At 67.0% G+C, this 22,360-nt stretch carries 22 protein-coding genes; 16 read left to right on the top strand and 6 right to left on the bottom strand.

The window, feature by feature from the left end:
* Positions 1–81 precede the first annotated feature (81 nt).
* From ACODTB_RS11285 to ACODTB_RS11265, 5 genes are all read left to right on the top strand, one after another.
* Positions 82–1,098 carry a porin gene (locus tag ACODTB_RS11285; protein WP_291112254.1) on the top strand — a complete coding sequence of 339 codons (1,017 nt, stop codon included), beginning with the start codon at positions 82–84 and terminating at the stop codon, positions 1,096–1,098.
* Positions 1,099–1,214: 116 nt separating this feature from the next.
* Complete coding sequence (locus tag ACODTB_RS11280; protein ID WP_291112257.1) at positions 1,215–2,174, top strand: tripartite tricarboxylate transporter substrate binding protein; 960 nt, start codon at positions 1,215–1,217, stop codon at positions 2,172–2,174.
* Between the two features lie 93 nt (positions 2,175–2,267).
* Entirely contained in the window at positions 2,268–2,798 is a 531-nt protein-coding gene (locus ACODTB_RS11275; protein WP_291112259.1) for a tripartite tricarboxylate transporter TctB family protein, read from the top strand.
* Between the two features lie 22 nt (positions 2,799–2,820).
* Entirely contained in the window at positions 2,821–4,320 is a 1,500-nt protein-coding gene (locus tag ACODTB_RS11270; protein ID WP_291112435.1) for a tripartite tricarboxylate transporter permease, read from the top strand.
* A gap of 349 nt (positions 4,321–4,669) precedes the next feature.
* Positions 4,670–5,539: a DUF6882 domain-containing protein gene (locus ACODTB_RS11265; RefSeq protein WP_291112262.1), complete on the top strand. Its 870-nt coding sequence runs from the start codon at positions 4,670–4,672 to the stop codon at positions 5,537–5,539.
* 19 nt (positions 5,540–5,558) lie between these two features.
* Here the strand turns inward: ACODTB_RS11265 and ACODTB_RS11260 are convergent, their stop codons facing one another.
* The gene (locus tag ACODTB_RS11260) at positions 5,559–6,773 is read right to left on the bottom strand and encodes a hypothetical protein (RefSeq protein WP_291112264.1); all 1,215 of its coding nucleotides are present in this window, start codon (positions 6,771–6,773) and stop codon (positions 5,559–5,561) included.
* 300 nt (positions 6,774–7,073) lie between these two features.
* Between ACODTB_RS11260 and ACODTB_RS11255 the strand changes: the two genes are divergently transcribed.
* The 9 genes from ACODTB_RS11255 (at position 7,074) to ACODTB_RS11215 (ending at position 17,023) form a co-directional block, all read left to right on the top strand.
* Complete coding sequence (locus tag ACODTB_RS11255; RefSeq protein WP_291112278.1) at positions 7,074–8,561, top strand: sigma-54 interaction domain-containing protein; 1,488 nt, start codon at positions 7,074–7,076, stop codon at positions 8,559–8,561.
* A 167-nt stretch (positions 8,562–8,728) separates the two neighbouring features.
* Positions 8,729–9,937 carry a substrate-binding domain-containing protein gene (locus ACODTB_RS11250; protein ID WP_291112280.1) on the top strand — a complete coding sequence of 403 codons (1,209 nt, stop codon included), beginning with the start codon at positions 8,729–8,731 and terminating at the stop codon, positions 9,935–9,937.
* A gap of 122 nt (positions 9,938–10,059) precedes the next feature.
* Positions 10,060–10,821: an ABC transporter ATP-binding protein gene (locus tag ACODTB_RS11245; RefSeq protein ID WP_291112282.1), complete on the top strand. Its 762-nt coding sequence runs from the start codon at positions 10,060–10,062 to the stop codon at positions 10,819–10,821.
* Complete coding sequence (locus ACODTB_RS11240) at positions 10,818–11,555, top strand: ABC transporter ATP-binding protein (RefSeq protein WP_291112284.1); 738 nt, start codon at positions 10,818–10,820, stop codon at positions 11,553–11,555. Before ACODTB_RS11245 ends, ACODTB_RS11240 begins: the two co-directional genes overlap by 4 nt.
* Positions 11,552–12,538, top strand: coding sequence for a branched-chain amino acid ABC transporter permease (locus ACODTB_RS11235; RefSeq protein ID WP_291112286.1), 987 nt, complete (start codon positions 11,552–11,554; stop codon positions 12,536–12,538). Before ACODTB_RS11240 ends, ACODTB_RS11235 begins: the two co-directional genes overlap by 4 nt.
* A gap of 14 nt (positions 12,539–12,552) precedes the next feature.
* The gene (locus ACODTB_RS11230) at positions 12,553–13,656 is read left to right on the top strand and encodes a branched-chain amino acid ABC transporter permease (protein WP_291112288.1); all 1,104 of its coding nucleotides are present in this window, start codon (positions 12,553–12,555) and stop codon (positions 13,654–13,656) included.
* On the top strand, positions 13,653–14,540 hold the full coding sequence (locus ACODTB_RS11225; protein WP_291112290.1) for an alpha/beta fold hydrolase: 888 nt from the start codon (positions 13,653–13,655) through the stop codon (positions 14,538–14,540). The genes ACODTB_RS11230 and ACODTB_RS11225 overlap by 4 nt, the downstream gene beginning before the upstream one ends.
* Before the next feature lie 169 nt (positions 14,541–14,709).
* A complete protein-coding gene (locus tag ACODTB_RS11220) occupies positions 14,710–15,993 on the top strand; it encodes a hypothetical protein (RefSeq protein ID WP_291112292.1) in 1,284 nt (427 codons plus the stop codon).
* Between the two features lie 136 nt (positions 15,994–16,129).
* Entirely contained in the window at positions 16,130–17,023 is an 894-nt protein-coding gene (locus ACODTB_RS11215) for a YihY/virulence factor BrkB family protein (RefSeq protein ID WP_291112294.1), read from the top strand.
* On the opposite strand, the gene ACODTB_RS11210 is transcribed toward ACODTB_RS11215, so the two are convergent.
* From ACODTB_RS11210 to hemH, 3 genes are all read right to left on the bottom strand, one after another.
* Positions 17,020–17,283 (bottom strand): hypothetical protein, encoded by a 264-nt coding sequence (locus ACODTB_RS11210; protein ID WP_291112296.1) that lies wholly within the window; start codon positions 17,281–17,283, stop codon positions 17,020–17,022. The two genes, ACODTB_RS11215 and ACODTB_RS11210, sit on opposite strands and share 4 nt — an antisense overlap.
* Before the next feature lie 106 nt (positions 17,284–17,389).
* On the bottom strand, positions 17,390–17,740 hold the full coding sequence (locus ACODTB_RS11205; RefSeq protein ID WP_291112298.1) for a DUF2200 domain-containing protein: 351 nt from the start codon (positions 17,738–17,740) through the stop codon (positions 17,390–17,392).
* 24 nt (positions 17,741–17,764) lie between these two features.
* Positions 17,765–18,856 carry a ferrochelatase gene (gene hemH / locus ACODTB_RS11200; protein WP_291112300.1) on the bottom strand — a complete coding sequence of 364 codons (1,092 nt, stop codon included), beginning with the start codon at positions 18,854–18,856 and terminating at the stop codon, positions 17,765–17,767.
* 19 nt (positions 18,857–18,875) lie between these two features.
* Here hemH and ACODTB_RS11195 point away from each other — a divergent pair, with 19 nt between their 5' ends.
* Both ACODTB_RS11195 and ACODTB_RS11190 read left to right on the top strand, forming a co-directional pair.
* Positions 18,876–19,592, top strand: a complete 717-nt coding sequence (locus tag ACODTB_RS11195) for an HAD family hydrolase (RefSeq protein ID WP_291112302.1) — start codon at positions 18,876–18,878, stop codon at positions 19,590–19,592.
* A 2-nt stretch (positions 19,593–19,594) separates the two neighbouring features.
* Positions 19,595–20,245, top strand: a complete 651-nt coding sequence (locus ACODTB_RS11190) for a glutathione S-transferase family protein (RefSeq protein WP_291112304.1) — start codon at positions 19,595–19,597, stop codon at positions 20,243–20,245.
* 9 nt (positions 20,246–20,254) lie between these two features.
* Here ACODTB_RS11190 and ACODTB_RS11185 read toward each other — a convergent pair whose 3' ends face one another.
* The gene (locus ACODTB_RS11185) at positions 20,255–20,716 is read right to left on the bottom strand and encodes an SH3 domain-containing protein (protein ID WP_291112305.1); all 462 of its coding nucleotides are present in this window, start codon (positions 20,714–20,716) and stop codon (positions 20,255–20,257) included.
* A gap of 86 nt (positions 20,717–20,802) precedes the next feature.
* Complete coding sequence (gene hpnE, locus ACODTB_RS11180; protein ID WP_291112307.1) at positions 20,803–22,164, bottom strand: hydroxysqualene dehydroxylase HpnE; 1,362 nt, start codon at positions 22,162–22,164, stop codon at positions 20,803–20,805.
* Between the last annotated feature and the right edge of the window lie 196 nt (positions 22,165–22,360).

The following is a 22,360-nucleotide window of genomic DNA, read 5'->3' as shown; positions in this document are numbered from 1 at the left end:
GGTTTGTCCCAATCGGTTGGACAGCGAACTGACAGCCGCCAAAACGAGCATGGCCTCTCCCATTCACTTCTGAAAGTCATCATGAAAAAACATGCCATCGCCTTGGCGGCACTGGGTCTGGTCAGCGGTTACGCGAGCGCGCAGTCGTCCGTGACGCTGTACGGTGTGGTGGACGTGGCGCTCGAACGCGTCAAGGGTGCCACCTCGGTCACGCGCGTGACCTCGGGGCAGCAGCAGGGCTCGCGCTGGGGCCTGCGCGGCACGGAGGACCTGGGCGGCGGGCTCAAGGCCACCTTCCTGCTGGAGTCCGGTTTCAATGCCGACGTGGGCACGCTCGGCCAGGGTGGCCGGCTGTTCGGGCGCCAGGGCTATGTGGGTCTGGGCGGCAACTGGGGCACGGTGCGCCTGGGCCGCCAGTACACGCCGATGGACGACATCGCCAGCATCATCGGCACCAAGGTCTACGACGTGGTGAGCGTGGTGCCCATCATCGGCAACGGGGACTACAACCGTGTGGACAACGCCATCACCTACGTGTCGCCCACCGTGGCCAGCACCGTGTTCCAGCTGCAGTACAGCCTGGGTGAGGAGCGCGCCAGCAACAACGCCAGCGCGGACTTCGGCAAGCAGGTCAGCGCGCACGCGCTCTATGCGCAGGGCCCCTGGACGCTGGGCCTGTCGCTGATGCAGGTGGCCGATGCCGACGGCGTGCTGGCCGGCAAGCAGGGCAAGGACGCGCTGCTGTTCGTGGGGGCGTACGACTTCGGCCCGGTCAAGCTCACCGGCTACTACGACGTGGAAGACAAGGCCGTGGAGAAGCTCAAGCTGTTCGGTCTGGCGGTGGCCTTCAAGTTCGGCGAGACCACGGTGTCGGTGGGTGCGGCGCAGGCCAAGAACGTCAACGGCTCGGCCGCCGCGGCCAGCGACGACGCGAAGATCTACACCCTGCAGGCCACCCACAACCTGTCCAAGCGCACGGCGCTCTATGGACACCTGACCGCCGTCTCCAACGACACGGCGGCGGCGCTCGGCTTCAACAGCCCGGTGGCCGGTTCGAGCTCCAACGGCATCCAGGTGGGCATTCGCCACCGCTTCTGAGCCCGCGCGGCGCCGGTCTGTCTCCTAGGGTTTCCCCCAATCAGAAGGACAGCGAACTGACAGCGTGCGGGCAGAAGATACGCACATCGGTTCAGCCATTCCCTAGGAGACAAGCCATGCGTCGCGACACCTTCCTCAAATCCCTTGCGGCCCTCGCTGCCGCCGGCGCGCTGCCCAACGCCGCGTGGGCCAGTGCCAACATCAAGATGATGATCCCCGCCAACCCCGGCGGTGGCTGGGACGGCACCGGCCGCGCGCTGGGCGACGCCATGCGCGATGCCGGCGTGGCCGCCTCGGTGACCTACGAGAACAAGGGCGGTGCGGCCGGCGCCATCGGCCTGGCCCAGTTCTACAACGCGAGCAAAGGCGACCCGAACGCGCTGATGGTCATGGGCGCCGTCATGCTCGGCGGCATCATCACCGGCAAGCCGCCGGTGTCCATCACGCAGCTCACGCCCATTGCGCGCCTGAGCACCGAGTACAACGTGTTCGTGCTGCCCTCCAACTCGCCCTACAAGAGCATGAAGGACGTGGTCGAGCAGCTCAAGAAGGACCCGGGCAGCATCAAGTGGGGCGGCGGTTCGCGCGGCGCCACCGAGCACATCGCCGCGGCGCAGATCGCGCAGCTGGTGGGCGTGCCCGCATCCAAGATCAACTACGTGCCGTTCCGGGGCGGTGGCGAGGCCACGGCCGCCATCCTGGGTGGCAACGTCACCGTGGGCGGCAGCGGTTACAGCGAGTTCCAGCAGTACATCGAGAGCGGCAAGATGCGCGCCATCGCCATCACCTCGGCCCAGCGCGTCAAGGGCATCGATGTGCCCACGCTGAAAGAGCAGGGCATCGATGTGGAGATCGGCAACTGGCGCGGCGTCTACGGCGCGGCCGGCATCACCCAGGCCCAGCGCGACGCGCTCACCGCCATGATCGTCAAGGCCACGCAGAGCAAGTCGTGGGCGGCCGCCATCGAAAAAAACAACTGGACGCCCGCGCTGCTGACCGGCAAGGCTTTCGACGAGTTCGTCGACAAGGACTTCTCCTCCCTGCGCGCGACCATGGTGCGTGCCGGCATGGTCTGAGCCTGCCTTCTCGGTGCGCTCCCGCCGGGAGCGCCATGCCCTCACCCTGGTGTGTTCGCGCACCAGGGTGATTCGTTTTGACAAGGACCCGTCATGAACCCCACTCCCCAGGCCGCCGCCGCGCCCGACCACCGCCCCGGCCAACTGGCCATGGGCATCGGCGCACTGATCGTGGCCGCCGTGCTTGCCTATGGCGCGGCAGCGATTCCTTCCGACGCGGGTTACGCCGGCGTTGGCCCCGACTTTCTGCCCTGGGTGGTGAGCGCGGCGCTCGCCATCTGCGGCGTGATGCTCATCTGGGAAGTGCGCACCGGCGGCTACCGGCACATGGAAGAGCCTTCGGGCGCGGCGCGCGGCGACTGGCGCGCGCTGGCCTGGGTCTCGGCCGGCGTGCTGCTCAACGCGGCACTCATCACCACCATCGGTTTCATCCTGAGCTGTGCGCTGTGCTTCGCGCTGGCGGTGCGCGGTCTGCGCGCCAGCGAGGGCAAGCCCATCGGCGACCTGCGCCAGACGGTGAAGGATGCGGTCACCGGCATCGTCATCGCGGCGCCCGTGTACTGGCTGTTCACCAAGCTGCTGGCCGTGAACCTGCCCGGCGTCACCGCCAGCGGCTGGATCTGAACCCGAAGGCGGAACCGACATGATGGACACCCTCAACCAACTGCTCGCGGGCTTCGCCACCGCTGGCACCCCCATCAACCTGCTGTGGGCCTTCGCGGGCTGTGCGCTGGGCACCGCCATCGGCGTGCTGCCCGGCCTGGGCCCGGCCGTGACGGTTGCCATGCTGCTGCCCATCACCGGCCAGGTCGAACCTACGGCCTCCATGATCTTCTTCGCCGGCATCTACTACGGCGCCATGTACGGAGGCTCCACCACCTCCATCCTGCTCAACACGCCGGGCGAGACGGGCACCATGGTCACCGCGCTCGAAGGCTTCAAGATGGCCAAGAGCGGGCGCGCAGGCGCGGCCCTGGCCACCGCCGCCATCGGCTCCTTCGTGGCCGGCACCATCGCCACCATCCTGGTGACGCTGTTCGCGCCCATGCTCGCCGAATTCGCCGTGAAGCTTGGCCCCCCCGAGTATTTCTGCCTGATGCTGCTGGCCTTCACGACCGTGAGCGCGGTGCTCGGCCAGAGCACCTTGCGCGGCCTCACCGCGCTGTTCTTCGGTCTGGCGCTGGGCCTCATCGGCATCGACCAGATCACCGCGCAGGTGCGCTACACCGGCGGCATCCTGGAGTTCATGGACGGCATCGAGGTGGTGCTGGTCGCCGTGGGCCTGTTCGCCGTGGCCGAGGCGCTCTACAACGCGCTCTACGAAGGCCGCAGCGAGGCCAGCATGAACAAGATGAACAAGGCCCACATGACGCGCAGCGAATGGCGCCGCTCCTGGCCCGCCTGGCTGCGCGGCACGGCCATCGGTTTCCCCTTCGGCACCATCCCCGCCGGCGGCACCGAAATCCCCACCTTCCTGAGCTACGCCACCGAGCGCAAACTGGCCGCGCCCGAGCACAAGGCCGACTTCGGCACCGTCGGCGCCATCGAGGGCGTGGCGGGTCCCGAGGCCGCGAACAACGCGGCCGTCACCGGCACGCTGGTGCCGCTGCTCACGCTGGGCATTCCGACCTCGGTGACCGCCGCCATCCTGCTGAGCGCGCTGCAGAACTACGGCATCAACGCCGGCCCGCAGCTGTTCCAGACCTCGTCCGCGCTCGTGTGGGCGCTGATCGCCTCGCTCTACATCGGCAACGTCATGCTGCTGGTGCTCAACCTGCCCATGGTGGGCCTGTGGGTCAAGCTGCTGAAGATTCCGCGCCCGCAGCTCTACGCCGGCATCCTGATCTTCGCCACCGTGGGCGTGTACGGCATGCGCCAGAGCGCGTTCGATCTTTTCCTCATGTATGGCCTGGGCCTGCTCGGTGTGGTGATGCGCCGCTACGACTTCCCCACCGCACCCGTGATCGTGGGCCTCATCCTCGGCCCGATGGCCGAAGCGCAGATGCGCAATGCCCTGTCCATCGGGGAAGGCAGCTTCATGGTCTTCCTGCAGCGCCCCATGTCGGCCACGCTGCTGGCCGTGGTGCTCGTGGTGCTGGTGTTGCCGCGCCTGTTGGCACGGCTCAAAGGGCCAGCGGGAAGCTAGCCTCGGTTCGAAACCGTCCCTCGGCTAGGGGGAATCCCTGGCCTGGAAGACCTGGGTTGTCCCCTGCATACAACGCGGCGGGCACCCAGCGTCCGGGCAAGCTCACCACGATTCCGGCCTGCGCAAGCGTCAAGTGCAGGTATTTGGAATGAAAAGACGGATAGCGGCAACGAAGCGCATCCCGCCCCTGAGGTCAAAGCCCTCCCGAATCGTCAAGCCTGTCAGCCTTGACAGGCGTTGGACGCCGCTTTTCCCCCAAGACAGCATGGCCGCCCATGAAAAGCGTGGAGCGGCGAGCCCGTCTTCGCCCATTGAGTCATGCCAACTTCGTGAGGTTCGGGATTCTGCAATGAACACTTCCAGATCTGTTGAACAGGCGCATCAAGAATTGAAGGCCGCCTGTCTCGCCTTCATTCGTGGGCGGCCGTGGGACTCGGTCACTTGCCATGCGGTCATCCTGAACAAGATGGCCCGAATCAGCATCTATCTGGTTCACGAGAACCAGATAGAAAGAAAAAGGCTCGCGGGGACTGGGGCTTTCACGGCACCCGAAGACGCCGTGCTGTTCCTGCGCGACGATCTTCTGAACACCACCGGGGAGCGCATGTGGGGCCTGACCTTCACGCTGTACCCCGATGGCAGGTTCAACATCGAGTTCGACTGCCACCAGCCCAAGGGCCACGAAGCCGCATCCACGGCAGGCGAAGCCTTGTCTGTCGCCGAGAGACTGCCTCAGGCCTGGGACAGGATGGCTGCGGCGCTGTCCGCTCACCAGTCCTTTGAAGACCAATGGCTCGTCACCGCCATGACCTGGCTGGAGCAGCAGACGACGAAGCACCGCCAGGCATGGGGTCTGGGCAGCGAAACCCAATGGCACCTCGACATGGACGAAGGCTGGTTGCGCTGGAGTTTCGCGGACGGCCGCGTGATGCAGGCCGCCGCGCAGGTGGTGGGGGTCTACAGCACGAAGGAGAGCCGCTTCACCTGGGGTTGGGAGCACCCTTCGGTGCCCGACGCCTTGCAACGGGCCGCACAACAGGTGCGCACCCTCGGCTTTGATCGGTGGGTCACGCGCGTCGTGGACTGCTCGCAGGATGAGGCCTGGCAATTCGCCGCCATGGCCGCGCAGCACGACGGGGCGGCCGGGGCCTACCGGGGCGACAACGATGGGACGTGGACGTACCTGAGTTTCGATGAACCCAGGGCCGTGAAGCTGTGATGCCTCAGGTGGCGTGACCTCAGGCGGTGCCCGTTTGCTCGGACGGGGACCAGTCGCCGCCGAAAAGCATCCTCTCCAGGCAGTGGCTGGCCTGCGGCACGTCATGGGTCTGGGCCAGCAAGAAGACGGCGTCTCGATCCGGCCGCGAAACACCGAGTTGCTCCAGCAGGCCGTCCAGCCATGCCGCGCCATCCTGCTGAATCCGTTCGATCAGGCAATGGATGGCGTAGCAGGGGTTTTCCGCCGCCATCTTCAGCTTGGCGGCCGTCCATCCCTCTGAGCGGGCAGAGCGGTTCAGGGTCTCGATGAACGCAGGGGAATGGAAGTCGACGCGCCAGGCCGTCTCTCGCCGATTCAGTTCGCGGGTCGAGAAAAACGATCGGATGCCTCGGTACACCCGGTAGCCGGCATAGGCCAGACCTGTGGCGATGGCGATGAACGCCAGCGGGGGAAAGAGGAATGCCAAGGCGCTGAAGAGGGTGGCAGCGATGCCAGTGATGGTTTCTATCCTTGCCTTGGTCCGCTTGTCTCGGGCTTGTTGCAGCGCCTCCTTTCGTTGGCTGCGAGCGTGTCGGATCACATGGGCTTGCAGCGATGCCGGGCTGGCGGCGGGTGAGCCGCTGTCGATCAAGCGCAGCGCGCGCTCGGCCTGCCCGACCAGCTTGTTTGACGAATGCCATTTGAAGATGCCTGCCAAGGCTTGAAATGCCGAGCCCACGATGCCCAAGATGCTGGCGGCCAACGAGAGCCATGCGCTGGCCTTGAAGGCCAGCTTCAGGACGGAAAACAGGCGCGATGTCCAGGACACGACGGTGTAGCGAACCACATCCACGATCTGCTCCGGCGCGTGCCGCATGGCCGACTCCAGCTTCACTTTGGATGCGCGCGCCTGCCAGGCCTTCTTGGCGGCGTCGCACAGCCGCCGCGCCAGAGAGGGAGGTGCCTCTGAATGCCTCCACCGGCGGTGGACCTCGTCCAGCGTCCGTTGGCCCTCTGCGAATGCAGCGTGGGTGGCCTGTCGGTGCGACAAAGCCTGGCAGGTGTTGGACAGGTTTTTGATCGCCGCGCCTGTTTCGATGGCGCCGCCCACACCCTGCAGGGCCTGGAAAGCGCCCAGCGCTTCCACGGGAAAGCCGTCCCCGATCGGCGCGCTGTTCTCATGCCCGGTTTTTTCCAAGGGCGCCTTGCTCAGCCCCGAGGCAAGGCCTTGCGGCGCGCGGGTGAGGTAGGCCATGCCGCACACGGCATCGAGTTGGGAATGCAGCCGTCGGGCGGTCACTGCCCCCTCCAGGTGCCCAGGGTCCGTGGAGGCCATTGGGGTGTCCCTGAACACCCACACGTCTGCGTGCACGTGGCTGTGGTGGCGTGGGCCGCCCGTTGGTTCATTCACGTCGCGATGGGGAGAGGGGGGGCTGGTCGGAAAACCAAGGACAGAGGAAAGAACCATGTGCGTCATCGCGGCGAATCGTAGTTTTTACTTATTACTGTTCAGTGACAGCGCGGGCGCGGAGAAGTGCAGGGTTACCATCGCGCCATGACCCGGGACAACCGCCTGCCGCGTGACGCGCAAAGCATCCTTGAACTCGCCGCGAGGTCGATGTTCGACCTGTTCGCCAACGCCAGCGAGGGCATGATGCTGGTGGACCGCGACGCGCGCGTGGTCTGGATCAACGACCAGTACCGCCGCTTCCTGCCCGCGCTGGGCTTCGAGCGCGAGGAAGACTTCGTCGGCCACCCGGTCTCGCGCGTGGTGCAGAACACGCAGATGCACCAGGTGCTGGCCACTGGCAAGCCCATCCTCATCGACCTGCTGACCAACCGCGCCGGCACCTTCGTGGTGAGCCGCATCCCGCTGCGCGACGACGCGGGCGAGGTGATCGGGGTGCTGGGCATCGTGCTGTTCGATCACCCCGAGACCACGCTGCAACCCCTCATCAGCAAGTTCGCGCGGCTGGAGCAGGACCTCAGCGAAGCCCGGCGCGAACTCGCCAGCCAGCGCCGCAGCAAGTACACCTTCGCCAGCTTCGTGGGCAGCAGCGCCGCCGCGCTGGAGGTCAAACGCCAGGCCCGGCGCGCCGCGCAGTCGGCCAGCCCGGTGCTGCTGCTGGGCGAGACCGGCACCGGCAAGGAGTTGCTCGCGCACGCCATTCACGCGGCCTCGCCGCGCGCGGGCCGCTCGTTCGTGAGCGTGAACATGGCGGCCGTGCCCGACACGCTGCTCGAAGCAGAGTTTTTCGGCGTGGCCCCCGGGGCCTACACCGGCGCCGACAAGAAGGGGCGCGATGGCAAGTTCAAGCTGGCCGATGGCGGCACGCTGTTCCTGGACGAACTGGGCGACATGCCGATGTCGGTTCAGGTCAAGCTGCTGCGCGCCTTGCAGGAGGGCGAGATCGAACCGCTGGGTTCGAACAAGCTGGTGCGCTTCGACGTGCGTGTGGTCGCTGCCACCTCGCGCGACCTGCAGCAGATGGTGCGCGAAGGCGGCTTCCGCGAAGACCTCTACTACCGCCTCAACGTGTTGCCCATTCGCGTGCCACCGCTGCGCGAGCGGCAGGACGACATCGCGCTGCTGATCGAGGCCCTGTGCGAGGACATCGCCGCGCGCGGCGGCGGCGCGCAGCTGGAGCTGACCGCCGACGCCCAGGCCTTGCTGGCCGCGCAGCCCTGGCGCGGCAACATCCGCGAACTGCGCAACGTGCTGGAACAGCTTGCGCTGCGCAGCGACTCGCACCACATCGCCGCCGCGCAGGTGGGGGCGGTGCTGCAGGAAGCCGGTCTGCCCGCCCTGGCGCCGGCGGCCGCCTTGCCCAAGGCCGTGGTGCGTGCAAGGGAAGAGGGCGACGAACTGCGCCCGCTGCCCGAGCAGATCGCCGAGCTGGAGCAGCGCGCGATCGCGCAGGCCCTGGCCCGCACCGGTGGCAACCGCACCGCCGCCGCGAAGCTGCTCGGCATCTCGCGCGCCAGCCTGTACGACCGTTTGGCGGCCCTGGGTGACGCGTCTGAAATTCAGACGACTGTCTGAATTTCAGACAATTTCACGATCTGGAGCTGTCTGAAATCTGTACAATCGCCGAAGCTGTCTGAGCAAAATCCTTTGAAATCAAAGGCCTGTACCGCTGGCACGAAGTCTGCGATAAGGAAGGCACGGCGCACCGCGCTGTCACGATCCTTCCAACCAGGAGACAAGACATGACTCACACCACCCGCCGCCTGGCGGTCATCGCGCTCGCCTGCTCCGCGGCGCTCGGCACCTCGCTCGCATCGGCCCAGGCCAACAAGGGGGAGATCCGCATCGCCCACATCCACAGCAAGACCGGCCCGCTGGAGGCCTATGCCAAGCAGACCCAGGCCGGTCTGATGATGGGCCTGAGCTACGCCACCGGCGGCACCATGATGGTGGGGGGCAAGAAGATCGTCGTGATCGAGAAGGACGACCAGGGCAAGCCCGATGTGGGCAAGAGCCTGCTGGCCGCCGCCTACGCCGACGACAAGGTGGATCTGGCCATCGGCCCGACCGCTTCGCCCGTGGCCCTGGCCATGCTGCCCGTGGCCGAGGAGTACAAGAAGATCCTGCTGGTGGAGCCCGCCGTGGCCGACTCGATCACCGGCGACAAGTGGAACAAGTACATCTTCCGCACCGGCCGCAACAGCAGCCAGGACGCCGCCGCCAACGCCGTGGCGCTGGATCAGCCGGGCAACGTGATTGCCATGCTGGCCAACGACAACGCCTTTGGCCGCGACGGCGTGAAGGCCGCCAAGGACTTCACCAAGAAGGCCAAGATCGTTCACGAGGAATACCTGCCCGTGGGCACGACGGACTTCACCGCCGGCCTGCTGCGCATCGTCGACAAGCTCAAGGACCAGCCGGGCACCAAGTACATCTCGGTGGGCTGGTCGGGCGCGCCCACGCCCTTCGGCAAGATCGCCGAAATGGAGCTGGACAAGCGCTACGGCATCAAGCTCGCCACCGGCGGCAACATCCTGCCCGCGATGGTGGCCTACAAGCAGTTCCCCGGCATGGAGGGCGCGCTGTACTACTACTTCGGCATCCCCAAGAACCCGGTGAACGACGCCATGGTGGCCGAGCACTACAAGCAGTTCAAGACGCCGCCGGACTTCTTCACCGCCGGTGGCTTCTCGGCCGCGATGGCCGTGGTGACCGCGCTGAAGAAGACCAACGGCGACACCAAGACCGACACGCTCATCAAGACCATGGAAGGCATGAGCTTCGACACGCCCAAGGGCACGATGACCTTCCGCAAGGAAGACCACCAGGCCATGCAGAGCATGTACCACTTCAAGATCAAGGCCGACCCGGCGTTTGCCTGGGGTGTGCCCGAGCTGGTGCGCGAAATCAAACCTTCTGATCTCGACATTCCTATTCGGAACAAGAGGTAAGAACCCCCTGCGCCGCTGACGCGGCGGGGACAACACGTGCGGCCCGGCAAAGCCGGTTCCGCCGTGTTTCTGGAAGGTCGCCGCACCGGCGGCGACCGGTGTCCACGCTCTCCGGATCTCCCATGCTTGAAACCCAAGACCTCACGGTCCGCTTCGGCGGGCACGTGGCGGTGAATGCCGTCTCGTGCGCGTTCGCGCCCGGCACGCTCACCGCCATCGTCGGCCCCAACGGTGCGGGCAAGACGACCTACTTCAACCTCATCTCGGGCCAGATCAAGGCCAGCGCGGGCCGTGTGCGGCTCGGTGGCAAGGACATCTCGGCGCTGGGCGCGCCGGCGCGTGCGCAGGCCGGCCTGGGCCGGGCGTTCCAGCTGACCAACCTGTTCCCCAACCTCACGGTGCAGGAGAACGTGCGGCTGGCGGTGCAGGCGAGGGCGGGCGCGGGGCTGAACCTGTGGCGCATCTGGAGCGACCGGCGCGACCTGCTGCAGCGCGCCGACGAGGTGCTGGAAACCGTGGCGCTGGCCGACAAGCGCGACGCGCTTGCCTCCAGCCTGCCGCACGGCGACCAGCGCAAGCTGGAGGTCGGCATCCTCATGGCGCTGGAGCCGCAGGTTTTCATGTTCGATGAACCCACAGCCGGCATGAGTGTGGACGAGGTGCCCGTGATCCTGAACCTCATCCGCAAGCTCAAGGAAGACAAGCGCAAGACCATCCTGCTGGTCGAACACAAGATGGACGTGGTGCGTGAACTCTCGGACCGCATCATCGTGCTGCACAACGGAGAGCTCGTGGCCGATGGCGAACCCGCCACCGTGATCGCCTCGCCCGTGGTGCAGCAGGCCTACCTTGGCATCAACCCCGAAGAAGAGGTGAGCGCATGAGCCAGGACCTGTTGACGCTGAAAGGGGTTCACACCCACATCGGCGCGTACCACATCCTCCACGGCGTGGACCTCGCGGTGCCCGCCAACCAGCTCACCATGCTGCTGGGCCGCAACGGCGCGGGCAAGACCACCACGCTGCGCACCATCATGGGCCTGTGGCACGCCAGCCAGGGCACGGTGACGCTCGACGGCCAGGACATCACCCAACGCCCCACGCCCGACATCGCGCGCAGCGGCGTGGCCTACGTGCCCGAGAGCATGGGCATCTTCGCGGACCTCTCGGTGCGCGAGAACATGCTGCTGGCCGCGCGCGGCGCGCGCAGCCTGGACGACATCGACACCAACCGCCTCGAATGGATCTTCGGCCTGTTCCCGGCCATGAAGAAATTCTGGCTGCACCCGGCCGGCAAGCTGAGCGGTGGGCAGAAGCAGATGCTCGCCGTCTCGCGCGCCATCGTCGAGCCGCGCAAGCTGCTGCTGATCGACGAGCCCAGCAAGGGCCTGGCGCCCGCGATCATCCAGAACATGATCGCGGCCTTCCGCGAACTCAAGGCCGCCAAGACCACCATCCTGCTCGTCGAGCAGAACTTCAACTTCGCGCGCCAGCTCGGCGACACCGTGGCCGTGATGGACGACGGCCGCGTCGTGCACAGCGGCTCCATGGCCGAGCTCGCGGCCGACGAATCGCTGCAATCCAGGCTGCTGGGCCTGTCCCTCGGAGCACACCAATGAAACTCAACGCCGACTTCGACTGGAAGCCGCTGGCGCTCGTGCCCGCGCTCGCATTGCTCGCGCTGCCCGCCGTGGGCAGCCCGTCGACCTGGCTCACGCTCACCGTGGCCGGCCTGGCCATGGGCATGATCGTCTTCATCATCGCCTCGGGCCTCACGCTGGTCTTCGGCCTCATGGACGTGCTCAACTTCGGCCACGGCGTGTTCATCGCGCTTGGCGCCTTCGTGGCCACCACCGTGCTGGCCAGCATGGGCAGCTACACCACGGCCAACAGCCTCTGGCTCAACCTCGTGGCCTTGCTGCCCGCCATGCTGGTGGCCATGGCCGTGGCCGGCGCGCTGGGCTGGGTGTTCGAGCGGCTCATCATCCGCCCGGTGTATGGCATGCACCTCAAGCAGATCCTCATCACCATGGGCGGCATGATCATTGGCGAGGAGATGATCAAGGTCATCTGGGGCCCGGAGCAGATCGCGCTGCCGCTGCCCGAGAGCCTGCGCGGCTCCTTCATCTTCGGCGATGCCGCGGTGGAGAAGTACCGCCTGCTCGCCGTGCTGGTGGGCGCGGCCGTGTTCGCGGCGATGGTGTGGACGCTCAACCGCACTAAAGTCGGCCTGCTGGTGCGCGCCGGTGTGCAGGACCGCGAGATGGTCGAGTCCCTCGGCTACCGCATCCGGCAGCTCTTCATCGGCGTGTTCGTGGTGGGCAGTGCACTCGCCGGCCTGGGCGGCGTGATGTGGGGCCTGTACCAGCAGACCGTGCTGCCGCAGATGGGCGCGCAGGTCAACGTGCTGATCTTCATCGTCATCATCATCGGTGGCCTGGGCTCCACGCTGGGCGCGCTCATCGGCGCGCTGCTGGTGGGGCTGATGGCCAACTACACCGGCTTCCTGGCACCCAAGGTCGCGCTGTTCTCCAACATCGCGCTCATGGTCGCCATCCTGCTGTGGCGTCCGCAGGGCGTGTATCCCGTCACCAACCGTTGAGCAGGAGCTGAAGCATGTTGTCCCGTCTTCTGTCCAACGACCTGCCGCGCAGCCGCTGGCTGGTCGCCTTGCTGATCGTGCTCTTCCTGGGCCTGGCCTTCGCGCCCTTCCTGTTTCCGGGCGTGAAGGCGCTCAACGTGGCCGCCAAGGTGCTGATCTTCGTGGCGCTGGTGGCCAGCTTCGACCTGCTGCTGGGCTACACCGGCATCGTGAGCTTCGCGCACACCATGTTCTTCGGCATCGGTGCCTACGGCGTGGCCATCGCGCTCAACGCGGCGGAGTCACCGTCCTGGGGCGCCATTGCACTGGGTGTGCTCTGCGCGCTGCTGGTCTCGCTGGTGCTCTCGCTGCTCATCGGCCTGTTCTCGCTGCGGGTGCGCGCGATCTTCTTTGCCATGATCACGCTCGCGGTGGCCTCGGCCTTTCTCACGCTGGCCTCGCAGCTGTCGGATTTCACCGGTGGTGAAGACGGCCTGACCTTCCGCGTGCCCGAGCTGCTCTCGCCCGGCTTCACGCTGACCGAAGAGCCGCTGCAGACGCCGCTGGGCGAGGTGGACCTCAATGGCCGGCTGATCACCTATTACCTGATCTTCCTGGCCGTCACCGCGATCTTCCTCACCATCCTGCGCATCGTGAACTCGCCCTTCGGCCGCGTGCTGCAGGCCATCCGCGAGAACGATTTCCGCGCCGAGGCCCTGGGCTACCGCACCGTCGTCTACCGCACCTTGTCCAACGTGCTCTCCGCCTCCTTCGCCACGCTGGCGGGCTGCCTGCTCGCGCTCTGGCTGCGCTACAACGGGCCGGACACCTCGCTCTCGTTCGAGATCATGCTGGACATCCTGCTCATCGTCGTCATCGGCGGCATGGGCACGCTCTACGGCGCATTCATCGGCAGCGTGCTTTTCGTGGTGGCGCAAAGTTACCTGCAGGACCTGCTGCGCATGGCCGGCAGCGCCACCGAAGGCCTGCCGCTGTTGCCCGCGCTGCTCACGCCCGACCGCTGGCTGCTCTGGCTGGGCGTGCTCTTCGTCCTGTCGGTGTATTACTTCCCCACAGGCATCGTGGGCAAGCTGCGAGAGCGGGCTTCGCTCGCTCGCCTGAAAGGAGGCCGGCCATGAACACCGCCATCACCCTCGCGCCCACGGCCACCACCGTGACCCCACGCTCGCGCTACCTCACCTGCGCAGGCCGCGAAATCCACTTCATGGACTGGGAGCCCGAGACGCCCCATGGTCAGACGGTGATCGCCTGGCACGGCCTGGCCCGCACCGGGAGAGACATGGACCCGCTGGCCGCGCACCTCAGCGCGCAGGGCTGGCGCGTGATCTGCCCCGACACGATCGGGCGCGGCCTCTCGGAATGGAGCCCCGAGCCCGAAGCCGAGTACTGCCTGGATTTCTATTCGCGCATCGCCACCGCGTTGGTGGACCAGCTCGCCATCAAGCGCTTCCACTGGGTCGGCACCTCCATGGGCGGCGCCATCGGCATGGTGTGCGCTGCCGGCCCGCTGCACGGGCGCATCGAGCGGCTGGTGCTCAACGACATCGGCCCCAAGCTGGCCGATGCGGCGGTGCAGCGCATCCGCAGCTACGCGGGCAATCCGGCGGCGTTCCACACCATGAGCGAGCTGGAGCAGTACTTCCGCACCGTCTACAAGCCCTACGGCTACCTGAGCGACGCGCAGTGGCGCCTGCTCACCGAAAGCTCGGCGCGCCGACTGGCCAATGGCCGCGTGACGCCGCACTACGACCCGGCCATGGTGATGCAGTTCAGCCACCACCCCACGGACTACGACCTCTGGCCCACCTACGACCGCATCGACGTGCCCGTGCTCTGCCTGCGCGGCGCGGAGTCGGACCTGCTGCTGGCCGACACGGCCGAGGCCATGCGCGACCGCGGGCCGCGCGCGCTGGTGGTGACGATTGCCGGGTGCGGGCACGCGCCCGCGCTCAACGTGCCCGAGCAGTTCGAGCTGGTGCAGCGGTTTCTGGCGGGGCACTGAAGAGGAGGGCTCCCCGAGCTGCCGGGAGGCGTGGCCTTGAGCTTCATACCCGGGACGGCATGCCCAAGGTGCTTGAATAGGTCATTCGATTCCCTGGATGCACAGCGCAAAGGCATATTGAGAACATAGCCGTTTTGCAAGCTCGTATATCGAGCAAGGAAACCGTTTGATGTTGTCGTCCGTTCCTCGCGCGCCGCATAGTCCCGGCCGTGAAACGTTACCTGCAGCCCCCACCAGGGAGCTGCTGATTGAGCGCATGCAGAAGCGCTACAACGCCTTGAGCCGCTTCAAGCAGGACCTGCTTGCCGAAGACACCCCTATTCAGTGCATCAACCGCGCGATTGAGCTGATTCAAAGCGGATCGGCTGAATCCAAGTCGATCGCTCACGCGATGATGGGCCTCGGACCAGCGGATAAAAATCTGGCCAATGAGATCGCCAATTTGACGCTGGAGCAAAAGAACGTTTTCAAAGAAGTTCTTTCGACCATGCGCAGGGGATGGCAAACAGAGGATGCCCGAAAAACACTGATCAAACTGCAGGCGCTGTCTGAATGGATGACCTCGAGATTGAACGTTCTGACACCAAAGTCAAATGCTTCAACTGAGGCTTCCTCTGGTCATTGGCGTGGACTTGATGAGCAGCGCCGACCTTCGTTGCAGAAACGAATGCCGATCGTTGAGGCCTTGATGCCCAAGGTCGCGCATCGACAAGAAGCCGACAGTCTCTCGCGAGGAGGGGGCTTACCTTCCGTGAGCTTCATGGTGCAGACAGAGTCCGTCTTGGCGAGCGAAAAATGCAGGGAAAGCAGGCGCACATTGCTCAACGACCTTTGGCGCGAGACCGGTTGTGATCGGTGCGTCGTTAGCGAGAACAGCCGATTTCTGCTTCGAAAGATGCAGGAAGAGTTCCAGGAAGACGCCCGCATGGGTCGGGCCATTTCGGCTTCGACCTATGAGCAATATCCTTTGATGTTTGCCGTGTCTCATCTCTGCGAGGATGAGTTTGGCCCCCCCCCGCTGTCCGGGAAGTATGTCGACCAGGCGTGGCGGTACCTGAGCCAGGCGCCCTGCAGCACCGGCGAGGCGAGGCTGCTGGCGAGCGCACTCGCGAAGATGGCGCAGTTCGATCTGATGCATTGGTTTCTGGAGGTAGACGGCTATTCGCTCAAGGCGTTGACGCCGCTCCTGGCCCAGGGGTCGGCGTCGTGGCTGAGGGAGCTCACTGCCTCGTTCGTGGGTTTGAAGTCGACCGCGAAGACGAGGGCGTTGCAGACGGCAGTCACCGCGCTCGGATCGCCACGCGTTGCTGACATTGTCCGAAAGGGGCTGGGCGATCATTGGGTCGAACCCTCAATGCGATTCCCTCAGATGCGACCCAGGAACCACCTGGCGGAAAAGGTTGCGGGCATCGGCACAAGTATCGCAGTCGGACTTTTCAAGCTTTTGAAATAGCCGCGCTTGCAAAGGCCGTTATCTTGGTGACTGGGGCATCGCCCAGGAGGGAGTGACCCTCCGCTACCATGGACATCTTTCGGTCAACTGCAGGTATTGGCATTCCCATGAACGGTCCTGATCTCGAAAGCTATCCATGAGCGCGCTGCGCAAGGCGAAAGACCGCATCCAGCGCGCGGTGCTCGCCACGCCGGGCCTGCGGGTGTTGGTGATGGCGATCCGGAACTACATCCTGCACCAGAGCGCCAACCAGGCCGGAAGCCTTGCGTTTTCCTCGGTGCTGGCGATGTTCCCCTTGCTGATCCTGCTGTCCGCTTCGGCCGGTTACCTGGGAAAGCCAGGAGATGCGGCGGCGCTTGTCACGCGCGTTGTGAGCTACACGCCGCAGTTGGTGCGCGACGCGGTGCAGCCGGTCATCGAGCAGGTGCTGGCCCAGCGCAACCAGGCCTTGCTGGCCGTGGGCGTGCTGGTGACGCTGTGGACCGCCTCGTCGGGCATGCAGGCGATCCGTTCGGCGCTGAACCGCGCCTATGGCATCGAGCGCGGGTTGCCGTTCTGGAAAGCGCGCATCAAGGTCACGCTGTTCACGGTGGTGGTGGGCTCGGGCGTGCTGCTGGCTTTCAGTTCGGTGGTGGTGATGCCGTATGTGTGGCTGCTGCTGGCCGAGAACGTGGGCGTGGGACAGGAAACCCTGTGGGCGCGCAACAGCGTGCGCTATGGCTCGGCTTTCCTGGTGCTGTTGATGTTGTATGCCTTGATGTACGGCTGGTTGCCGGACATTCGCCAGCGGCTCTACACCGTGATCCCAGGTGCCGTGGTGGGCGCCGCCCTCTGGGTGGGGGCGGCCGCGAGCCTGTCCTACACCTTGCGCACCGCAGGCAAGCTGGCCTTGCTCTACGGCAGCTTCGCGGGCGTGGTGGCCACGCTGGTGTTTCTGTACATCAGCGCCATCACGCTGATCTTCGGTGCCGAGATCAACGGGGTGCTGCGGGGCTCGCAGGAGCCAGACGGCAAGACCTCACCGCCTTAGCGGATGCGCCGGCCCAACGGTGTGTAGCGCAGCAGCTTGCTCAAGCCATCGCGGCCGCTGGCGGCTCGGCCCACGAGGGCGGAGGCGGCCAGCATGCCTGCCGTGCGCACGACCACCGATGGGCTCTTGCGCGTGAGCGCCCATGCCGCAATGCCCGCGCCCAGCACCAGCCAGTGCTCGCCGGGAAAGCTGTCGCGGGCGTCGTCTTGCGCTTTGACTCGCTGGACGAGCGAGCCCTGGGTTCTTCTTCTGGTCGCCACGGTGCACCTCCTGCAGTGATCGAGGCTCCACCTTATCGCGCCAAGGCACGGGGCGATGTAGGACGACTTCGCGTCCTCATGGCCGCGCGCGCCGCTCCCGCCAGCGCTACTGCCGCAGGATCTTCTCCATCTTCCTGCCCTTGGCCAGCTCGTCGACCAGCTTGTCCAGGTAGCGGATGCGCTGCATCAGGGGGTCTTCCACCGCCTCGACGCGCACGCCACAGACGACGCCAGTGATCAGCGAGGTGTTCGGGTTCATCGCCGGGGCCTGGGCGAAGAAGGTTTCAAAGTCGTGCCCCTGCGCGATCTGCCGCTCCAGGCCCGCCTGGTCGTAGCCCGTCAGCCAGCGGATGACGTCGTCCACTTCTGCTTTCGTCCGGTGCTTGCGCTCCGCTTTCTGCACATACAGCGGATAGACCTTGGCAAACGCCGTCTTGAAGATGGGGTGGGCGGACATGGTCTTCCCTCGTGTGAACCAGGATCAGTCTTTCGCGCCCAGCGCCAGGGCCCGTTCGCGGCCGGCCTGCAGCTCCATCGGGTTGTCCGCTGTCTTGGTGGGCCAGCCTTGCAGGTGCCGTTCGGCCAGATCGGCCAGTGCGCGAATCCACTCAGGCGAGTCGTTCACACAGGGGATGTACTGGAACTGCTGGCCGCCCGCGTGCAGAAAGGCCTCGCGCGCTTCCATGTTGATTTCTTCCAGCGTCTCCAGGCAGTCGCTGGTGAAGCCGGGGCAGACCACGTCCACGTGCTTCAAACCCTTCTTCGCCATCGCCACCAGCGTGGGCTCGGTGTAGGGCTCCAGCCATTTGGCCTTGCCGAAGCGCGACTGGAAGGTGAGGGTGTAGCGCTCGGGTGCCAGGCCCAGTTGCTCGGCCAGCAGGCGCGCGGTCTTGCGGCACTCGCAGTGGTAGGGGTCACCCAGGTGCAGGGTGCGCTCGGGCACGCCGTGGAAGCTCATCACCAGGTGGTCGCCCTGGCCGTGCGCCGTCCAGTGCGCGCGGATGGTCCGGGCCAGCGCCTTGATGTAGCCGGGGTCATCGTGGTAGCGGTTGACGAAGCGCAGCTCGGGCAGGCTGCGCACGGGCTGGCTCCAGGCCGTCACCGCGTCGATCACGCTGGCGGTGGTGGTGCCGCTGTACTGCGGGTAGGCTGGCAGCACCAGCACCCGGGCCACGCCCTGGGCCTTGAGCTCGTCGAGCACGGACGCGATGGACGGGTTGCCGTAGCGCATGGCATAGCGCACCGTCACCTGGTGGCCGCGCTCACCCAGGTAGCCGCGCAGCAGCGTGGCCTGTCTCTCGGTCCACACCTTCAGCGGCGAGCCTTCGGGCAGCCAGACGCTGGCGTACTTGGCGGCGGACTTCTTCGGTCGCGTGCGCAAGATGATGCCGTGCAGGATGGGCCACCAGACCAGCCGGGGAATCTCCACCACGCGGGGGTCGCCCAGGAACTCGGCGAGGTAGCGGCGCAGGGCGGGGGCACTGGCTTCATCGGGCGTGCCGAGGTTGCAATAGACGATGGCCGTGCGCGCTGGCTGGCCATGGGGGATCGTCGGTTCGGGGCGGAAGGGCATGCGCTATTCTCCCGCAGACATGAATACCCCTCTCCCCACGGCGCTGGACGTCAGCCGCATCCGCGCCATCACCATCGATCTGGACGACACGCTGTGGCCGATCTGGCCCATCATCGAGCGCGCCGAGGCCGTGCTGGCGGCCTGGCTGCTGGAGCACGCGCCGGCCACCGCCGCGCAGTGGGGCGACCCCAAAGCCCTGCGCGCAGTGCGCAATGAAATGCACACCCTGCGGCCCGACCTGGCGCACGACATGAGCGCCCTGCGCCGCGAGGCGATTCGCCTGGTGCTGACGCGCGCGGGCGACGACCCGGCACTGGCCGAACCGGCCTTCGACATCTTTTTCGCCGAGCGCCAGCGCGTGGAGCTGTTCGAGGACGCCTTGCCGGCGCTGGAGTTTCTGGCGAAGCGCTACCCGGTGGTGGCCTTGTCCAACGGCAATGCGGATGTCCACAAGGTGGGCCTGGGGCAGCACTTCCACGCCGCCTTCAGCGCACGCGAGTTCGGCGTGGGCAAGCCCGATGCGCGCATTTTCCACGCAGCAGCCGTCAGCGCCGGCGTGGGCGCTGCCGAGGTGCTGCACATTGGCGATGACGCACACCTGGACGTGGTAGGCGCGCTGGGTGCGGGCATGCAGGTGGCCTGGCTCAACCGGGCTGGCCACGCCTGGAAACACGCGCCGCTGCAGCCCCACGTCACGGTGGCCGACCTGACGGCCCTGTGCCGCCAGCTGGCCTGAGCATGGGCCTCACGATCTACGGCATTCCCGCTTCCCGCGCTGTGCGCCCGCTCTGGGCCGCCACCGAACTGGGCCTGGATTTCAGGCACGTCGAGCTGGCCTACCAGGACCGCGGCACGCGCACGCCCGAGTTCCTCGCGATCAACCCCAATGGCCGCGTGCCGGCGGTGGTGGATGCCCGGCCTGAGGGCGATGTGGTGGTGTGGGAGAGCATGGCCTGCGCGCTGTACATCGCGCGGCACCACGGCCCGGCCGACGGTGCAAGCATCACGCCGGCCACGCCGCACGAAGACGCCGAAGCCCTGCGCTGGAGCTTCTGGGCCATGACCGAAACCGAGGCCGATGCCCTCACGGTGCTGATGCACCGGCTGGTGATGCCCACGGAGCGGCGCAAGCCCGAGCTGGCCGACGCGGCCGAGCGCCGCCTGGCGGTGCCGCTGCGCGTGATCGAGCGGCACCTGCAGGGCCAGAAAGAGGCGGGCCAGGCCCACCTCGCCGCCGCGCGTTTCACCGTGGCCGACCTGTGCGTGGCCAGCGTCTTGAACTGGGCGCGCCCGTCCAGGGTGCTGATGGACGCCCACCCGCTCACGCACGAATGGATCCGGTGCTGCATGGCGCGCCCGGCCTACCTCGCGGTGCGCGAGAACGGCTGAGCGCCGGGCTCAGAAGCCCCAGAGCAGCTGTTTGGCGATCCAGCCGCCCACGCCTTCTTCGCGTTCCACGCGCACCCAGTCGGCCCGCTTCTCGCGCGTGCGCAGCAACTCGCCGTACTCCGCTTTGCCCACGATGCGGTGCTGTGCGCCCGGGCCGCTGCGGATGTTGGCGACCTTCGCCTTCACGACGTGGTGCGGCGTGTTGCCGGTGAACGAGCGCGCGACCCAGCCCGTGTCGCCTTCGAAGTCGAGCACCTTGATCCAGCTGCCCTTGCGCTCGGTGATCTGCAGCGGGTAGCCCCGCTTGAGCTCCCACAGCACGGCGGCCTTGGTGCTCGGGCCTTCGCGCATGTTGAGCGTGCTGCCCTGCACGCTGACCATGCTTTGCGCCTGCGCCACGCTCGTGCTGAGCGCGAGCAGGCACAGGCCGGCGGCGGCGATGAGGTGTCGGGCGGGGAGGGGGGCGTTCATCCGCGAGGTCTCCTTCGGGTCGGGGTTGAAAAAAATGTCACACGGTGTGAACCCCGTGCGCCCCAGAGGTTCCGCAGAGGGGTCGATCAGTGGGCTTCGGTGGCGAGCCGGGCCGCCGCGAGGCCGCTGCGCACCGCGCCTTCGAGGGTGGCGGGGTAGGGCCCGTCCACGTAGTCGCCTGCGGCCCAGAGCCCGGGGGCGATGGCCTGCATCGGCCGCACCAGGCCGGGCGTGCAGGCAAAGGTGGCGCGCTTTTCCACCACGGTCTGCACGGCCTGCAGCGCGGGCAGGCCCAGCTGTCGCCGGCCTTGTTCGAGCACCTGGGTCTGCAGGTCGTCGCGGTCCTCGCCGCTGGTGCTCACCACGAAGGCCAACAGGCCTTGCGCGGCCGGGTCCGCAGGGCTGAGCTGGCCCCGGTCGAACACGAACTGCGCGGGGGCGGTCTGGGCGTCGGGCTCGGCGCGCAGGGCCAGCATGGGCGAGGCCAGGCGCGCGCCGGGTGCCCAGGCATACACGGTCGTGATGGCCGTGAAGGGCAACGCGCGGGCCGAGCGGGCCCAGGCCTTGAGGATGGGCTCGGTGCCTTCGTCGCAGGCGTCGGCGGCCTGACGGATGGCTTTTTCGGCGGGGCTCGCGGCGGTGGCCCAGATCACGCGGTCAAAGGCCTCTTCGCCACCTTCATGGCCGAGCATCCATTGCGCCGCCAGCGGGCGCAGGGTGCTCACGCGGGTGCCGATGCGCATCTGGGTCGAGCCGCCATGGCGCAGCAGCCACTCGGCCGCCGCATCGGGGAACAGGCGCGAGAGATCGGTGCGCGGCAGCAGCAGGCTGGACGCGCTGAAGCCCGCGAAGCCCTTGCCGAACAGGGCGTCGCGCAGCACGCGCAGGAACACCGCCGCGCTCGCGTCCACCGTGGGCGTGTTCAGCGCGGACACGCACAGGGGCTCGATGAGTTCCTGCACCACGCGCGCGGGCAGGCGGGCGCACAGCTCGGCCACGGTGAGCATCGGGTCGCACTCGAAGCCCTGGCGCTGCCAGCGCAGCGAAGCGGTGACGAGCGAGAGCCGTTCGCGCCAGCGCCAGCTGCGCGTGGTGGCGATGGCCGCGAGCGCGTCCAGCGGCGCGGGCCAGTGCGCAGCCCAGGCGGGTGTCTGCAGGCCCGAGCCGTCGGTGTGCGGCAGGGCGAGGCGCAGGGCCAGCAGCGCCTGGGAGAGGTCCAGCCCCACGCGCTGCATCAGCGCCAGCGTGTCGCCGTAGGCGCCGATGAGGATGTGTTGTCCGTTGTCGATCGTGAGAGGTGTGCCGTCGGGCAACTGCGCGGGCAGGGCGCGCGCGCGGCCCCCCAGCGTGCGGGCCGATTCGAACACCGTCACATCGACGCCGCGCGAAGCGGCTTCCACCGCGGCGGCCATGCCGGCCCAGCCGGCACCGACGACGGCGAGCTTCATAGGACGCGAAGCAGGCCGCCGCGCCGGGCCGCCCCAAGCAAGGCCAGCCCCCTCGGGGGGCAGCGACCCGCGCAGCGGTGGAGCGTGGGGGTCACAAGCAGGCCGCCGCGCCGGGCCGCCCCAAGCAAGGCCAGCCCCCTGGGGGGGCAGCGACCCGCGCAGCGGTGGAGCGTGGGGGTCACAAGCAGGCCGCCGC

The organism is Hydrogenophaga sp. FG152 (assembly GCF_057809615.1).
The sequence above is the reverse complement of the archived record's forward strand: the minus strand, read 5'-3'. Positions and strand labels throughout refer to the sequence as shown.

What these genes read in the sequence shown, in the direction of transcription:
- ACODTB_RS11285 (WP_291112254.1), top strand. Translation starts at nt 82, where the DNA reads ATGAAAAAACATGCCATCGCCTTGGCGGCACTGGGTCTGGTCAGCGGT.
- ACODTB_RS11280 (WP_291112257.1), top strand. Translation starts at nt 1,215, where the DNA reads ATGCGTCGCGACACCTTCCTCAAATCCCTTGCGGCCCTCGCTGCCGCC.
- ACODTB_RS11275 (WP_291112259.1), top strand. Translation starts at nt 2,268, where the DNA reads ATGAACCCCACTCCCCAGGCCGCCGCCGCGCCCGACCACCGCCCCGGC.
- ACODTB_RS11270 (WP_291112435.1), top strand. Translation starts at nt 2,821, where the DNA reads ATGGACACCCTCAACCAACTGCTCGCGGGCTTCGCCACCGCTGGCACC.
- ACODTB_RS11265 (WP_291112262.1), top strand. Translation starts at nt 4,670, where the DNA reads ATGAACACTTCCAGATCTGTTGAACAGGCGCATCAAGAATTGAAGGCC.
- ACODTB_RS11260 (WP_291112264.1), bottom strand. Translation starts at nt 6,773, where the DNA reads ATGGCCTACCTCACCCGCGCGCCGCAAGGCCTTGCCTCGGGGCTGAGC.
- ACODTB_RS11255 (WP_291112278.1), top strand. Translation starts at nt 7,074, where the DNA reads ATGACCCGGGACAACCGCCTGCCGCGTGACGCGCAAAGCATCCTTGAA.
- ACODTB_RS11250 (WP_291112280.1), top strand. Translation starts at nt 8,729, where the DNA reads ATGACTCACACCACCCGCCGCCTGGCGGTCATCGCGCTCGCCTGCTCC.
- ACODTB_RS11245 (WP_291112282.1), top strand. Translation starts at nt 10,060, where the DNA reads ATGCTTGAAACCCAAGACCTCACGGTCCGCTTCGGCGGGCACGTGGCG.
- ACODTB_RS11240 (WP_291112284.1), top strand. Translation starts at nt 10,818, where the DNA reads ATGAGCCAGGACCTGTTGACGCTGAAAGGGGTTCACACCCACATCGGC.
- ACODTB_RS11235 (WP_291112286.1), top strand. Translation starts at nt 11,552, where the DNA reads ATGAAACTCAACGCCGACTTCGACTGGAAGCCGCTGGCGCTCGTGCCC.
- ACODTB_RS11230 (WP_291112288.1), top strand. Translation starts at nt 12,553, where the DNA reads ATGTTGTCCCGTCTTCTGTCCAACGACCTGCCGCGCAGCCGCTGGCTG.
- ACODTB_RS11225 (WP_291112290.1), top strand. Translation starts at nt 13,653, where the DNA reads ATGAACACCGCCATCACCCTCGCGCCCACGGCCACCACCGTGACCCCA.
- ACODTB_RS11220 (WP_291112292.1), top strand. Translation starts at nt 14,710, where the DNA reads ATGTTGTCGTCCGTTCCTCGCGCGCCGCATAGTCCCGGCCGTGAAACG.
- ACODTB_RS11215 (WP_291112294.1), top strand. Translation starts at nt 16,130, where the DNA reads ATGAGCGCGCTGCGCAAGGCGAAAGACCGCATCCAGCGCGCGGTGCTC.
- ACODTB_RS11205 (WP_291112298.1), bottom strand. Translation starts at nt 17,740, where the DNA reads ATGTCCGCCCACCCCATCTTCAAGACGGCGTTTGCCAAGGTCTATCCG.
- hemH (WP_291112300.1), bottom strand. Translation starts at nt 18,856, where the DNA reads ATGCCCTTCCGCCCCGAACCGACGATCCCCCATGGCCAGCCAGCGCGC.
- ACODTB_RS11195 (WP_291112302.1), top strand. Translation starts at nt 18,876, where the DNA reads ATGAATACCCCTCTCCCCACGGCGCTGGACGTCAGCCGCATCCGCGCC.
- ACODTB_RS11190 (WP_291112304.1), top strand. Translation starts at nt 19,595, where the DNA reads ATGGGCCTCACGATCTACGGCATTCCCGCTTCCCGCGCTGTGCGCCCG.
- ACODTB_RS11185 (WP_291112305.1), bottom strand. Translation starts at nt 20,716, where the DNA reads ATGAACGCCCCCCTCCCCGCCCGACACCTCATCGCCGCCGCCGGCCTG.
- hpnE (WP_291112307.1), bottom strand. Translation starts at nt 22,164, where the DNA reads ATGAAGCTCGCCGTCGTCGGTGCCGGCTGGGCCGGCATGGCCGCCGCG.